The organism is Arthrobacter sp. PGP41 (assembly GCF_002953935.1).
Taxonomy (GTDB): Bacteria; Actinomycetota; Actinomycetes; order Actinomycetales; family Micrococcaceae; genus Arthrobacter.
This window is the reverse complement of sequence record NZ_CP026514.1, coordinates 1,801,145-1,815,371: the sequence shown is the minus strand read 5'-3', so window position 1 is coordinate 1,815,371 and position 14,227 is coordinate 1,801,145. Positions and strand designations below refer to the sequence as shown.

The 14,227-nt window shown below is 59.7% G+C and carries 13 protein-coding genes; 3 read left to right on the top strand and 10 right to left on the bottom strand.

All coding sequences use genetic code 11. The annotated features are described in order from the left end of the window. Window positions 1-64: 64 nt before the first annotated feature. The 3 genes from C3B78_RS08200 to C3B78_RS08190 form a co-directional block, all read right to left on the bottom strand. Entirely contained in the window at window positions 65-1,561 is a 1,497-nt protein-coding gene (locus C3B78_RS08200; RefSeq protein WP_104997627.1) for an SCO6880 family protein, read from the bottom strand. Then, complete coding sequence (locus tag C3B78_RS20355) at window positions 1,554-2,486, bottom strand: type IV secretion system protein (RefSeq protein ID WP_442778271.1); 933 nt, start codon at window positions 2,484-2,486, stop codon at window positions 1,554-1,556. Before C3B78_RS20355 ends, C3B78_RS08200 begins: the two co-directional genes overlap by 8 nt. 444 nt (window positions 2,487-2,930) lie before the next feature. Then, window positions 2,931-3,218 carry a hypothetical protein gene (locus C3B78_RS08190; protein ID WP_056393728.1) on the bottom strand — a complete coding sequence of 96 codons (288 nt, stop codon included), beginning with the start codon at window positions 3,216-3,218 and terminating at the stop codon, window positions 2,931-2,933. A 726-nt stretch (window positions 3,219-3,944) separates the two neighbouring features. Between C3B78_RS08190 and C3B78_RS08185 the strand changes: the two genes are divergently transcribed. After that, entirely contained in the window at window positions 3,945-4,916 is a 972-nt protein-coding gene (locus tag C3B78_RS08185; RefSeq protein ID WP_104997625.1) for a hypothetical protein, read from the top strand. A gap of 291 nt (window positions 4,917-5,207) precedes the next feature. Here C3B78_RS08185 and C3B78_RS08180 read toward each other — a convergent pair whose 3' ends face one another. The 5 genes from C3B78_RS08180 to C3B78_RS08155 all read right to left on the bottom strand — a co-directional run bounded on the left by C3B78_RS08180 (window position 5,208) and on the right by C3B78_RS08155 (window position 11,544). Next, window positions 5,208-5,939: an adenylate/guanylate cyclase domain-containing protein gene (locus tag C3B78_RS08180; RefSeq protein ID WP_199775360.1), complete on the bottom strand. Its 732-nt coding sequence runs from the start codon at window positions 5,937-5,939 to the stop codon at window positions 5,208-5,210. Between the two features lie 2 nt (window positions 5,940-5,941). Then, entirely contained in the window at window positions 5,942-6,520 is a 579-nt protein-coding gene (locus tag C3B78_RS08175; RefSeq protein WP_104997623.1) for a Pycsar system effector family protein, read from the bottom strand. Window positions 6,521-6,880: 360 nt separating this feature from the next. Next, complete coding sequence (locus tag C3B78_RS08170) at window positions 6,881-8,305, bottom strand: hypothetical protein (protein WP_158677204.1); 1,425 nt, start codon at window positions 8,303-8,305, stop codon at window positions 6,881-6,883. A gap of 476 nt (window positions 8,306-8,781) precedes the next feature. Beyond that, window positions 8,782-9,669: a C40 family peptidase gene (locus C3B78_RS20005; RefSeq protein WP_158677203.1), complete on the bottom strand. Its 888-nt coding sequence runs from the start codon at window positions 9,667-9,669 to the stop codon at window positions 8,782-8,784. A gap of 975 nt (window positions 9,670-10,644) precedes the next feature. Next, window positions 10,645-11,544 (bottom strand): hypothetical protein, encoded by a 900-nt coding sequence (locus C3B78_RS08155; protein ID WP_104997619.1) that lies wholly within the window; start codon window positions 11,542-11,544, stop codon window positions 10,645-10,647. A 186-nt stretch (window positions 11,545-11,730) separates the two neighbouring features. Here C3B78_RS08155 and C3B78_RS08150 point away from each other — a divergent pair, with 186 nt between their 5' ends. Further along, the gene (locus C3B78_RS08150; protein WP_104997618.1) at window positions 11,731-12,054 is read left to right on the top strand and encodes an ArsR/SmtB family transcription factor; all 324 of its coding nucleotides are present in this window, start codon (window positions 11,731-11,733) and stop codon (window positions 12,052-12,054) included. A gap of 31 nt (window positions 12,055-12,085) precedes the next feature. On the opposite strand, the gene C3B78_RS08145 is transcribed toward C3B78_RS08150, so the two are convergent. Further along, a complete protein-coding gene (locus tag C3B78_RS08145; protein ID WP_234005551.1) occupies window positions 12,086-12,595 on the bottom strand; it encodes a hypothetical protein in 510 nt (169 codons plus the stop codon). Window positions 12,596-12,787: 192 nt separating this feature from the next. On the opposite strand from C3B78_RS08145, the gene C3B78_RS20350 reads away from it, so the two are divergent. Continuing rightward, entirely contained in the window at window positions 12,788-13,126 is a 339-nt protein-coding gene (locus tag C3B78_RS20350; protein WP_104997617.1) for a winged helix-turn-helix domain-containing protein, read from the top strand. On the opposite strand, the gene C3B78_RS08135 is transcribed toward C3B78_RS20350, so the two are convergent. Continuing rightward, window positions 13,018-14,193: an alpha/beta hydrolase family protein gene (locus C3B78_RS08135; RefSeq protein ID WP_158677202.1), complete on the bottom strand. Its 1,176-nt coding sequence runs from the start codon at window positions 14,191-14,193 to the stop codon at window positions 13,018-13,020. The two genes, C3B78_RS20350 and C3B78_RS08135, sit on opposite strands and share 109 nt — an antisense overlap. Between the last annotated feature and the right edge of the window lie 34 nt (window positions 14,194-14,227).

The following is a 14,227-nucleotide window of genomic DNA, read 5'->3' as shown; positions in this document are numbered from 1 at the left end:
CGTGCTTTCCGTTCTGTTTGATTCTTTCCCGACGGTAGATACTCGACGCTTTTCGATGCCTGCTTCAACGCAGTCCCCTTCCAAGCGGAAGGCCGCCGGCGACAAACGCTGCCCATTGCTGTCCGTAGAGAAGCCGAAGCTCAACGAATGCTCCGGCGGCAGCAGACTCAAGTTCCTGACGATGCCGTGCCAAGTCCTCCAGCGAGGTCGCCGTGACGGTGATGTAGGCAGCCGGGCGGACGTCGCCATGGCCGGCGACGATCTCTTCCTCTCTCTGGATCACTTCTTCTTCTTCGGCCTTCTGTTCACGGGTTAGCGGCCTATCGAAACGGGCGTTGATACGACGGCGGGTCTCATGCGCTTCCTGCGCCGAGCGGATGTCACGGAGGGCTTCAGCGGTGGGCACTGCCCGTATTACTTCCGTGAACGTGTGGCGGAATTCGCCCACATAAATCAGCGGATGCAGGAAGCCCGGGAAGACTTTCTGGCGGGGCCATTCAGCGATCCAGAAGGTCTGGTGGAACCCGGTGTCGGTCCGCAGGTAGGTCCAGTGTTCTTCCACGGCCATCGGGCCATGTCGGTGGAGAGAATCCATCTCTCTACTTGTCGACTCGGCCGACGGCGCGGCTGCCGCCAACGGCGCTTTGGCGGCCGGCAGAGCGGCGGGATCGAATGCTCCACGGATGATGCTTAGCAGTCCGGGTTCACGAACCCACTCTTCTACCTTCACGCTGTGGGTACCGAGCGACGTTTTCATCGCATCGACTTCCAGCCGCAGGACGTGTTCCAGGCCTACCAGTCCCCCGCCCGACTCCTTGATCCGCCGTCGAGCCTTGCTTGTGTCCAGGACTACCGCGACCAGGAGTTCATGGCTCATGGTTGCCCCGGCTGCACCGAGCAAGTCCTCATACGCGCGTCGTCCCCACACCGCTTTCTCGCCAGCCTGCGCCGGCATGGCGTTGTCTTTGTAGAACTCCCAGAGCGCCGACGAAGGATAGGGCACCGTGTAATCCTGGACCGCAATCCTGGCCACGCCTGGACGTTGAGCCATGCCGGCCTGCACACGTGACCAGGCTTGCACCGCCCACGCTTTGTCATCTGCATCCAGGAGTGCAAAGGACCGTGTGCTGCAGCGCAACACCGCGATTGCCTCCCGGCCGTGGTGATCGACCATGAAGCATTCACCACTGGACGTTGTTCGGATCTCCAAGTTGCCAAGGCCGCCCGGAAGAGCAAGCCGACCAGCCAGTTGCGGAGCTGCGGGTTTTGCAAGGAACCGTGTTTGTCCTACCGCTGCCCGGTAGAAGAACACAGCGAGCTGTTTCGCCCATACGGGATAAGGAATGCGGGAATACTGGAGGAGCCCGAGCAGCATAAGCCCAAGCCAGAGGGGTCCGGAGGAAAATAGGCCAACCGGCCCACTGCTGGCAGAAGCCACTATGGCAACCGCGCCGCCCCCTGCGACTATCAACAACTGGTACCACTTGAGGCCAAGGAAGAACCCGCGGCGCTCGTATCTGGGGAATTTGACGGCCTCGAGGGCACGGGCATCGTCAGACATGTGGGGTACCTCCGTTCGGAGGGTCGATTCTTGGTGGATGGGGTTTCGGAGGCCGCACCCTCGAAGGGGCCGGTGGGCTTGCGTTGGGATGCGCTCGCGGTTCGGCCTCTCCGAGTGGGGCCGGCCGCGCGGATGCCGGGGCGGTACCGCTGTTTTCGTGAGGGCCTATGCGCGCTAAGCCCTGCTGCGACCCCGGTGGGTGCAGGGTGTTCGGGCCTCCGTTGGAGGGCGCGGTTCTCAAGGCCAACTGGCCGCCGTCACCCTGGGGCGAGGGCATCCCGGACCGTACAGCCGGCGCCAACACTTGTGTAGGGAAGAGGCTGCGGCTTGAGCTGATCGGCCGGGTCATGGCGGACCGATTTACTAGTCCCGCAAGCGTCAGGCGACCACCTGTCTGGCGACTGATCTGGCGAGCCGCCACACTGCTGCTCCGGGAAAGGACGTGGCCGCCACCGGCCGTTTGGGCTGCTGCCGCGAGTTCCCCGCCTGCGAAGCTAACCAAGCGCAGGGCCACCAGAGGTGCGCTGCAGGCAAGCGCCATGCCCACCGTGCCAGCTGCCAATCCGGCAAAGGACTTGGACTCGGCGAAGAGTTTAACGGCAACGGCCAAGACCGTTGCGGCTAAGGGTTTTGCCAACACTAGGGCAATGACCACCTCGCACCAGCGGCGTGCCCAGGACTTTGTCTTGTCCCAGGGCAGCAGCATCAACGCCACCGGCGCGACGGCCGCCAAGACGACGAGTGCAAAGGAGCGGAAGATCATCGAGCACATCAGGATGAAGGCAAGGATCCACACGACAATAACTGCCATCACAGTGACGACGACGGCGCCGGCTGGGCCTCCTGTCGTCCCAGGTGCCAGCGAGACCAAGTTCCATTCCCGACCACTTCCTTCTGGTGCTCTTTCGAATCCGAAAAGCCTCATGAAAACGAGGTATGGGTCAGAGCCGATCGATTCGAGCAGCGCGGCTGAGGCTAAATCACTCGCCCGCGTTAGTTGCCGGACGAGATACACGGCAGCCCCGACGAGTGGAATGGCGGCAGCTCCGCCGAGCATTGCGCGGCCGATGCGTCTCGGCTGCTGACTGACCAGGCCCGACAGGACCTGGAGGATCATCACGACGACTAGCGGCGTCATCATGACGGCGACCCACCAGCTGGTCAGCCCCTCGACCGACAGCCACTGGGAGTCGTCCACGTTCGATACGGTGAAGGCGCCGGTGATGAAAGCCCACAGCCAGGACGCCATGTTCTGAAGGATGTTGGCGAATAGTGAGGTGACCGCACCCAAGGCGTTGTCGTTGGCTTGGGAGACCAGGCCGCAGCCGGGTGGCCACCATCCATTGAGGTCGCACTCAACAGGCATGAGCTAAAACCCGAGAGGGAACGCCGTCTGCGACCAGAGGATGTAGCCGTTGATGCCGCCGAGAATGGCGGCCACCGGTCCCGTCCAAAGGAGGATCACGCCCCCGCCGGAGGCGAGGCGGGATGACTGGCTAAGCTTGCCCGCCAGCAGCATCGCGGCACCGATGATTGCCACGATGGCGATGATGATGAAGGCGCCCACGAGGATGCCCCCGCCGATCTGTTTAAGCGATTCCAGGAAGGGAAAGCTCGCGTTCGGGGTGATCCCCGGGTCCACCGCTGCAAAGTACATGATGCTCCGTCCGTCTTGTTCCCTGGAGTGAGCAGATGAGCTCAAGGGTTCATGGAACCAGCGGGAGGAAGCGACATGACCTCTTTCCATAACTATTGGCAGAGCCTTTGTCACGACATCAGGGCGGAGCAGTAATAACGTCCCACAACACATCGTTTTGAGACTCCTCCTGTGGCTCTCCGGCTTCCCGTGCGGAGTTTGCCGATAAATGGCGGCGTTTTGTGATCGTTCTTTGTCGCATCACTGCGCCGCCAGCTGTCTTGAATCTCTAGGGTTTGGAGGCACTTCGGTTATGAGACACGTGGACCCGGATGTGGCGACCGGTTCAGGTGTTCGTGAGGGCATCCCTCTACGGGATGCGCGCGCGACGAGGTGGCGCCTTCGATGATTCGACTGCCCCGGCATGACTTGCGTTCGCTGACCCAGTGGGTAGGCTCGCGGCATGTCACAAGGTGGGTCAGGCTCAGCAAGCCCGGACCGCGCTTCGCGTCGAAGGAGAGGTCGATCAGCAGTTCCGCATGACAGTTGCTAATTACCGGAGTATTCTTCCTGCTCTGGGCGACAATCTTTCTCACGTGGGCGCCCGTTGACACTCTCCGCCTGGTAACTTTCATCATCTTCGTGCCGATCGGTCGGCACTCGAGGCACGGACCCCAGTCTCACTGGACATTACTGTCAGACCCCGGAACTAGGCTGTAATCAACTACTGACGGGAATGGGCAGCCTTTGGAACTTGATCAGCTACTGGATTCGGCGTATCAGCGGACAGCTGACCTATTTGAGCGGATGCCCAAGGTGGAGTACAAAACCTCCCTCGACTTGGAGAATCTTCCTGTAAACGCGAAGACCTGGCACCGTTTGGATGATTTGGTGGCCGTTTTCTTTGATCTGAAGTCCTCAACCAATTTGGAAAAGGGCCGCCGACCCGCCAGCACGGCCAGCATTTACGACGCTGGAGTGGGCGGTGTGGTCAAGATTCTGGAAGCGTTCGACGCGGATTTTGTCGATATCCAAGGAGATGGCGGATTCGGGCTCTTCTGGGGGGAATCGCGCTACGAGCGGGCTATGTGTGCAGGTATTTCCATTCGCACCTTCAGCACAGACTTCACGCAAAAGCTGGAGCACAAGTGGCCGGAGGCACCGTCTACTGGGTTCAAAGTTGGCGTCGCAAGTGGCTCCATCTTGGTGAAAAAGGTGGGTTTGCCGCGGCACCTAGACCTGCAAGAGCCCGTTTGGGCGGGCAGACCGGTCAACTATGCGGCAAAAGCGGCGCAGCAAACTGATCCAGAGCACATCCTGGTTACTGGAAGCGTGTGGGACGAGATAGAGAACAATGACTTCCTCGCGTTCTCGTGCGGCTGCTCAGATGGCAAGCCGGATGCAGTAGCGCCAAGTCTTCTATGGGAGGAACGAACTCTCGACAAAATTCCGGACGACGAGCGGTTTGGCCAGGCGTTGAATAGTGGCTGGTGCGCGATTCATGGTGAAGAGTTCTGCACCGCAATTCTTGCTGGCGAAACAAAGAGAGCGGGCGTTACGGAGAAAGCACTCCATAGCCGAAACCTGCTGGCTTCTGGCTCGGTTGAAAAAAACGAGGCCAGCAAGCGACGCAGGCGAGCACGAGAAGAGTTCAGGACGGAGTTCATGCAGGAACGTTTTCGACAGCTCCGGTCCTTGCTCGACGAGCTGTCACGCTGACATTCATACGTACCCAACGACCTCCCTCCGAGCAGGTCAGTCGTAGGTAGGGCCAGGATTGAGTCACATACGTGGAGAGAACACGTTAAATCGAGCGTGCAAAAGGATGCGTGAGATCTCTCAACAACGGATTGGTTACTGAGACAGTCGAAAGCGCTGCTGGTTGCGCATAAGTTGCAGCGATGGATGGCCGTTTTGTCAGTAGCGCTCTTGGTCAGATCGCAGTAGAGGTGATCACGCGATTACTCAACTTCGGCCCAGGCCACGATGGCTCTCCGCTGAACAAACGAGCTAGCCGAAGTTTTCGTCAATCCACTCGTCCATGGGTGAAATGATGGCGTTGCCCTTTCGGACCTTGCCAAGCCCCGTTTCGTAGCTTGAAGTCAGCAGTTTGGCGTTGTGCTCGTTGAGGTTTCCAGCGAACCAGTCTCCCACCCAAATCGGGTCTGCGTAGGCTCTTCCGGCTTTGTTGGCCAAGTGGGCGGCACGGTTCACCACATCTCCCATGTAGATCACGTCATTGATGCCGCTGCCGCTGTAGCCGGCCTTGATCATGAGTGCTCGCCCGTAATCGACTCCAATGCCCAGCTTCAGGGGTGTGAGGGCCTTCTTGCTGAGCTTGGCGTTGAGCAACTTCTTCAGGGTGTTTGCAGTGCAAACAATGTTGAAAAGATCATCGATGTTGCTTTGCAGCGGAGTGCTGTACACCGCCCAGACGCAGTCACCCACGATGTTAACTTCCCTGACCAGAGGGGAGCTGTTCAGAACGGCGACCATCTCAGAAATGAACGATCTGCAGATCTTTGCAAGCGCCGGCCTCTCGTGTTTTTCGGTGAGACCGGAGGAGTCGCGTATGTCGACGAATATCGCGGTGCATTTACCGTAGACGCCGTTGGTGTAGGTCAGTCTGTCGCGGTCCGGAAAGTTGTCCTTTTCTTCGAACTGCCCTGTCGGCTGATCCAAAATTTCATCGATCCGCGCGGCGCTGGAGGTGTATGAGTAGTACTTATAGTTTCCGTCCACAGTTACCATCCTGTCGCAGCTATGACGGCGACAGAAGCCACGACACCAACCGCGACCAGTTCTGCAATGATGGCGCGGTTGACGTACTTGAACTTGGTTGTGGCTATATGCGCGTTCTCGTGGATCTGGGCGGCTACTTGGCGCGTGAGCCGCGTGGGGTCGCTCGTGAGCAGGGACAACACCTGCAGATACGTTGGCCTGTCCTTCATGTAGTGTCCGGCGATGTCACCGAAGAACAAGAGGTTCACGGCGTCTTCGTCTGCTTCCTCCCCGTTCGGTAGTCGGCCACGGGTCCGAGGGAAGAGCGCCGCGCAGGCGAAGCCTGCAGAGGACACCAAAGCAAGGGCACACAAGCTCACAGCCAGAGTCAGCGCACAGGTCCACTTATCTTCGTCCTTGACGAGGTTGAACAGAGCCGCGACGGTAGCTCCGACAAAGGCGAGGGTTACACCTGTCTTCGTATCTGCATGTCTTATCCACTCATTGGTAACGGACAGTGCCTTCCAAGCCTGGTCAGGTTGGGGTTCCGCAACCGCAGGAACGTCCGGCTCTCCCTTGGGTCCCCACGTGGTGCGCCTCATTTGGATTCCATTTCACTAGCAGCGGCCTTTGTCTCACTGGAACGTACCTTACGGTCTGCACGGCGGAGTCATCATCTTCACGCCTGCAGAGCAAGGGTCCTGGACACGTTGAAGGAGTCCAAGATCTACCAGCCAACACCGTCCTGATAGCCGGTACCCTACTAAACCGGGCTCTGACGTGCAGCGTTGCGGATTCCCAGTTCAGGGTGTCCCCTCTACCCCGCCCAAAAAACTGCCCGGTGAAGGCGCCCTAAACGCTACACGTTCGCGCCGCGAAGGAAGGCAGAAAGCTTCTGAATTATCCCCATCGCCGCAGCCTAACAGCCCCAGAAGTCAAGCAGCAGCGAAATACAGCGGCCTTCAATCTTCGTCCACCGAAGCGAGCCCCTCGGGGCGGGGACCAAATCGACCGCTGGCATCGGCATACACATCCATGCCGACGATCTGCTGCTTGAACTGGTTGAACTTCCAGTCCTCACCAAATGCCTTGATTAGATTCATATCCGGTTCCATCAGCCGAAGCGCCAGCAACCGCACAACAAGAAGCGCAATCTTTCCAGCAACATACGTGTGCTCGGCTGGAGGCATCGGGCCCCGCTCAGGGTGCTTGACGTCGTTGTAGTTGTTCGCAATCGCCCTTGCAAGAGCCAAACGAGACGCGGCTACGTCAAACCAATCGAGGTTGACCGCAGCTAGGGCACGGAAGACGTACGTTGCAGTAGTCGGGTATGAGCGTTTTCCTCTTGTTGACCAAGACTCTCGCTCGCCTTCGACCTCTCCAATGAGGTGACCTGCGGCCTCCAAACTCACGGAGGCGTTGACGATGTGGTCCTCGACGTAGGACTCAGGCCGTCTAAGCGTTCCGGCGCCGGGGTGAATAACGCGCTCCCACTGGTCGAAGCCCTCCAACCAGCGTTGCAGACCGTCCACACCGACGTCGGAGGCAGTGGCCAGCGGGTGCTTCATCTCCCCAGGAAGGGGCCGCCAATAGTCGGAGACAGTATCCTCGGAGACCATCTCGAAGAATGGCACGTCGACGACTTTGCCGGTGAGAACCTTGGCATTGAATCGCTCGTCCCGTATCTCATGGTGGCGGAATACGGCCGCTTGTCCGTACATGAGCGTCAACAGCGCCGCGATCTTGCGCTGTTCGGCGAAGTGCTCAGCACAGGGCCTCGACGTTTCGAACTTCGTGGTCAGACATACCCATTCACGCACACGAAAACCGGGCTTCTCGTCGTCCACGGCCCAGTTAGTGCTCAATTCGAACGTCACATCGCCGTGCTGCCAAACCAGCGGGGGCGGAGACTGCACCTCAACATTGATCTTTTGCGCCCGGTTCTTTTCGTCCGCCACCAAGGAGTAGGACGTAGCTCCCATATCCGTCCACTCAGTCAGGCCATCTATCCGCGAGCGGAGCTCTGTGACTTCAAGCGCGTCGTCAAAGTCGCCGTCACGATCCTTGTAGACGACCTCTTGCGGCGTGATCCTCACCGTCGAAAACCCCTGCCCGCCCATATTGAGCGACGATCCGGAGGTCCGGCAGCCATAGAGAGTGAACCGACCACGGTCGGTAAGTAACTGGAGGTTGGACGGCGGCCGACCGTCGCGTACCCAACCCTTCACGGCTGCAAACTGAGGTGTGTTGTTGACGAACGGGACCAGTAGGCTGACGCCCTTCAATTCCCCGAAAGACAGCATCCCGGTTACGTAGGGCGTGTCCTCGACGTTGTCGATAACGAGACCCGGAGCAGTGTCCCCCATCGTGAATCGCTTGTTGTTCAACTCGGTTTCCCCCAATTAGAGCCATTGCTTGGATTTTAGCGGGGACCGCCGACAACACGAGCTAATGCATATATTTGCACTTTCCGTTGGAGGAAACGGTAGAGGGGGAGCCGACCCCGGAGGAGCTTTCACAATCACGGCCCCTGACTGCCGACTGAAGGGCCCGTAAAGTTACAAGTGTCGTGTATTTAGTATCGGCTGGCCGATGTCGGCCGCGACCTCCACATGGAAGCGGCGCACCGCACTGTCGAAAACGACCGCTGCGCCAGCAAGGGTTGAACCTCCTGGAAGCCCGGGCTGCACCGAGGACGACAAAGGCAATCGAAACAGCTGCCATGAACGTGGTTCTGCCCTGAAATCGAGCTGGTTTGAGTTGCCCGTTCGTATATGTTCGGTTCAGGCGGTCAAATAACAAGTCTCAGCGATAGGCGGGACGTCGCAGGTTAGCGACGTACTAATGGCACTAGAAGAGTTCTTTAGCGCTCCAACAGATCGAAATAGGCAGGACCAGGATTCCAATTCACTGGATGCAACAACGTCCCTACCGCCGGGTTCAGGGCACTCCACATCATGCCGTCGCCCGCGTAGATGCCGACGTGGCCCCAGTTGTCAGGTCCCTGGGGATTTTGAACGACCAGATCTCCTGGTTGAGGGTTCTCTGTTCGGACACCCACACGCCACTGTTCTACTCGCGGCAGCTCGATTCCGGCCTGCCTGTAAATCCACTGCACGTAGCCAGAGCAGTCCCAGGCTTTAAAGGCGGTCCCGCCCCACACATACCTTCCGCCCAAACCTTCCTTCGTGAACCTCAGAATGTCTTGGCGCAGCTGGCTCAAGTTAGGGGAAGATGCCCCAGGCCACAGCGCTCGCGAGGAATCTGAACAGGAGGCAGGAGCGGTGCCGCCCTCAAGCGCAGCAACAATTGCCGTGGCCGCCGGCTCCCAACGCGCATACAGTTCGGGAAAAGCAGACACCTGGACTGCTTGAGCCGCCAGACCTTTGTCCATTCCCTGCCAACCGGGAATGTCCAGGAGTCCTCGAGGACTGCCGCGGTTCGGTCCCGACGGCCCACCGTAGAAGGCGCGCGCGTTATAGGAGGGATCCATTAGCTGCGCAACTGTCCCCCAGCCCGCCGCCGGACGCTGTTGTGCTGAACCGATCGAGTCGTGGTCACGTCCAACGCCGTCATTCGGGAACTGCAGGGAAGCAGGCACGCTGGGGTTCGCGAGCATGCGCAGACTCGACTCCTGCAGCGCCATCATGATGGCGATGATCCGCCCAGAGCGCGGTATTCCAAGCTGCTTGCCGACCGCGATGTACGTCCGTGCAACGCTCTCCTGACGAGGCGTCAGCTCGTAGAGCAAGAGCCCAGCGTTCCGCACTTCCAGGCCAGCACCACCCGCGTTAGGCGCAGCGGCCCCCTCGGATCCCGCTGGTGTACAGGCAACTGCCGATTGGCGACCCAGACCAGTGAGCGCCGCCACGCCTCCGGCAAATGCCATGGCGCCAACAAGCAGGGCGAGGGAAGCGGCCGCCGATATGACCTTCACCAATGCCCGGCGCCGCATGAGGCCTGCGACGACCACCAGTCCAGCCACTAGTAGACGATTCTCTCTGGGGTCGCGTAGAAGGCAACCATGGCGCAGCGCCCAGACGGAGCAGTGGTCGCAGGAGGACAGTTGACCATCACCGTGACGGGTGCCGCAAAGGCACTTTTGCCGTTATTAGACTCGTCCACAACTTGCACCGTCACCGTGCATACGTGAAGGCCCTCCCACGGGGCCGGATACTCCTGAACTTTGGCCAACTCGAGATCGCAGCGCAGGGACTCAGCGGTGCCGATTCGGCGAGCGGACTGGTCTGCCAGGGTGGTGAACGTCCCCGCCGTCACGCCAGTCCCTTCAAACTCCCGAACCAGTACAGATAAGGGATTGGATCCATCGGGAAGCAACTCCCACCAGGACCGCACCCTGGTATATACATCCGAGTACGACGACGAACGGCTGTCCCAGCTATAGATTCCCTTTGCTGCCGCTACAGCGAGCGCTCGGTGATCGAGGGTACGTGGCAAACCATCCGGCGTTGCCTCCGCCGTGACGAGCGGCCCGTCAGGAACACGGGACGTGCTACCTGGTGCAGTGGAAGTGCCTGATGGCATCGTCGTTGCAGGCGCAGTGCCGGACGTGGTCGGCGGGACCGGTCCGCTGAGGCCATCGGCAGGCCAAAGCAGAAAGACCCCACCAATCATGAGCAGGGCAACCAGCCCTGCCGCCAGCCTCGCCCGGCGGTCAACTTTACGGAACCAATTCACAGCCAACTCCGGCGAAGGACACCATGGCTCAAACAGCCGGTCTATTCACTTCGTGCTGAAGCACACGCCAAGCTGCCTGGTACAGCTGCCGGGCAAATCCGATATTCACCGCGATATATCTCTCTGTAACGCCGAGCTCAGAGGCAAGAGCAGCCATCTGTACGGACCTATCCAGTCCTCGCAGCCCCGGACGGACTATGGTCTCCGCGACGCTCCTGAGGACGTTTGTGGGAAGGCAGTTGGCAGCACACCGGCAGAGGTCGTCGATACCTAATCCGGGTTCGGGGTGGCAGTTCAATGCCGTGTTGATCGTTCTGGCCGTCTGCCGAACGACCGTTACGGCATGCCACCGACGCCGATCCTTGGGAGACGGAGGTCCGTAATGCCTCGGCCCCGTAAGGCTGGATACGGCAAGCCTCCAAGTTTCCTCACTGACGCTGCGCTGGACCAGGCCCAGCATGGCGTGTGCCCAGGCCTGATCAACATAGTTCTCGACGTCGCTTCCTGCCGCACCGGCATGGACGACAGCAAGAAGCTCCGGTGAGCTTTCCGTCGTCGTGAAGTCAACAAGCAAGGGCAACGTTTGATGGCTAAGCTCGCGCCGGATATGGGCAGCCCAGATCTTATTGCAGACACCTTGGACCCACGCTTCAAACGGGATGCCGGGCAGCTCCCGGTAGCGTCCCCGCGCAACCCCGTCCCAAATGGCGACCCGGATGTCCTGCATGACATCGTCCACATCGCAGGATCGCCCGATCCGCGCGAGCCGGGAAGTGACGTAACGGTGCACCCCATCAACCGCGACCATGATTCGATCGATCTGGATGACGGGTTCTCCCGGCGGAGGTGCGCTTCGCAATGAGACATCAACGTCAGCGACCGTCTCTGTTCCCTTTGTGGATTGATATGCCTTGGCTTCAATTTCCATGGCTTCACCGCTTTGACTGTTCAGATCGAGTAGTTCGCAGAGTTGCGCAAACGGCCACCCCAGTTAGTGGATGCGGAGATCCAACAACGATCAGAAGAAGCTACAAGAATTATTGTCGAAGATAATTAAAGTATCGTCAAGAGTGCTGTTCTTACTTTTTGCGATGCATTCGGGAAGAATGGCCGTATGCCGAGAATTACGCAACCCCACGACGCCGCCTGGTCGGCCGACGTCGAGGCTGCCGTCGCAACCTTCGGCAACCGGGCGCGAAACGAAATCCTTCGATTCCTCACGGCCACTGGGCCTGCGACGCGCGGAGACATCGTCTCTGCTGTCAGCGCGGGCGATCCCAGCGTGGCCAAGCATCTGGCCGCGCTCGAAGAGGCAGGCGTGGTGATGGTCGACGTCGAGCCTGGACGTAGGCACGGACGGTCACCGCGGTATTCGGCGAACCCTGTCCGGATTAAGGAGCTGCTCGACGCTCACCTTAAGTACTTGCTGGAAAAGTAGCCGCAGTGGGTTGGAAAGATGACCCCGACGTTTAGTCTGCGCGCCCCGGCCCCTCATCCGCGTCCAATTGCGGACTGACCTCGGCCCTCTCCCCTTCTGGCCGACGGCTGATGTCCTTATTCAAGTACTCTGTGATCGCCCGAAGCGTCTCGGGCGACACGTCACCGAGGGTCCGCGCCGCGAACGTCTTCACCCTCGCAGCGCGGAGAGATTTCACAAACTCAAGCTGGGAATCAATGCGCTCGGGCAGGTCTGCGTCCTCGCTGCCTAGCAGATATGCCGGATCCACATTGAAGATGTCGCACAGGGCGCCCAGTAGCGCCGGGTCGCTCACCAGCCTGCCTGTGCCGTCCTTCATGTAGAACCAGCGGGCTCTGGAAAGCTTGATGCCCTTATCCGCCAGCTTTTGCTGGACTTCGCGGAACGTGACGGGTTGTCCTCGCTCTGCAACAACGACGTCGAGCAGCAGGTTGAGGCGGCGTGCAAGTTCGGCTTTGGGAGACAGTTCCGCGCCTTCGAGACCTTCGTCGCCTCCAGACACGCTTCACCTCCCAGACCAGACATGACTTCCGTCAGCGAGTCACTAATTGTGCCCAGTATTGCCTTAGCCAACCCCACGTGCAATAAGCGGGCCTTCGTCCTTCCATCCGTATGTGGATGAGCGTATCGTTTTGCTGTAGACCCGTCTACAGCGGGCCACAAGAGATTCCCTCGTCACCTGATTGTGGTCTCCATGGCGAACATCTTGATGAACCGGACGCGAAGTCGCCTTATTCGCTATTTGATCACCCATGGCCCGGCCACCTGCCGTGAGGTCGCAGCAGCCCTCACCATTTCTGCTTCCTCTGTCCGCAAACACCTGAGTCTTCTATGCGAGGCAGGGATAGTGATCCTCGGTTCGGAAAAGTATGAAGCGCAGCCGGATGAGGTCGAAAGGGAACTTACGGACCTTGCGGCCACGTTTCAGTCAGCGGGCAGCGATTTCAGGAAGCGCGCAATGGACGACTCCCACTTCTCGGTATCGGCGTTCCACTCGAGTGAATGCCCAGGAACATCGAAGAGAACCAACTGAACAAGGTCGGGTCGTAGCTCGGCGAATCGTTCAGAGACCGCGACCGGTGTCGATTTGTCGACGATCCCATGCAATATGAGGGTCGGCGTCCTGAGGTCGCCAGCGCGGGTTACCCAGTCCAGTGCGGAGAGGTCAATGGATTGCTTGAGGCCCGTAGCCCAGCGGCCCGCATTCGAACCCAACAAACTCAGCCCAGCCTTGGCGATAGCTTTAGGCAATCCACTGGCACTCCCGTTAGACGTTAGAGTCTCGGCCCAATCCAGGACGGGAGCCACGAGCACCAGGCCGATGATCCGATCAGAATGGGCTGAGAGATTTGCTGCACGCAGAGCCATGGAACCGCCAAGAGACCATCCGAACAATACCAGCCGCTCAGCGCCGTGGCCCACCGCGTACGCAATGGCCGCTTCAACATCCAGCCACTCATTCTGGCCCAAGGAATACCGGGAATCGTTCGACGGCGGCGCTTCGCCGTCGTTCCGGAACGACACGACCAGCGAGGTGATGCCGAGTCTGCTCGCAACAGGAACACCGCGAAGGGCGCCGGCTCGTTTTCCACCCATTCCATGCGCGTGGATGGCCCATGTCGATGACACCGGACCGGCGGCCGTGGGCGCGAATTTCCATGCAGGCGCCATACCTCCGTCGACCTGAATTTCCACGTCCTCAAAAGGCAGGCCCAGTTGCTCGGGTTTCGAGTACGCGTACCCGCTCCAGATGCCGGCGGTAGCAGCGTGCAGGTCGCCGGAGTCGACTCGCTCCACGAGCCGAGTCACTGTTCCCTTATTCGTCTTTTCGTCTACGACAGGACCGATGCAGGCGTGGCCCTTGCCGTTGCCGAACCACAAGCTGTATCGGCCAGGCGCTCTCGTTAACGGGGTCGCTGGCAGTTCAATCCTCAGGGATCCATCCTCGCCGGAGAAGACTTGCCTGATGGAAAGATCCTCCCGACGTGTCGTGCTCGGCACCACCACCCGGCGCGCAAAGTAGGCGGCGCCGAGGATCGTTATTGAAGATGCACATACAGCTGCAAGGGCTAGCGGGCCCAGCGCTTTAGGAGCCCTCATCTTCGCTCCTGACATGCTTGTCAATGACCTCCCT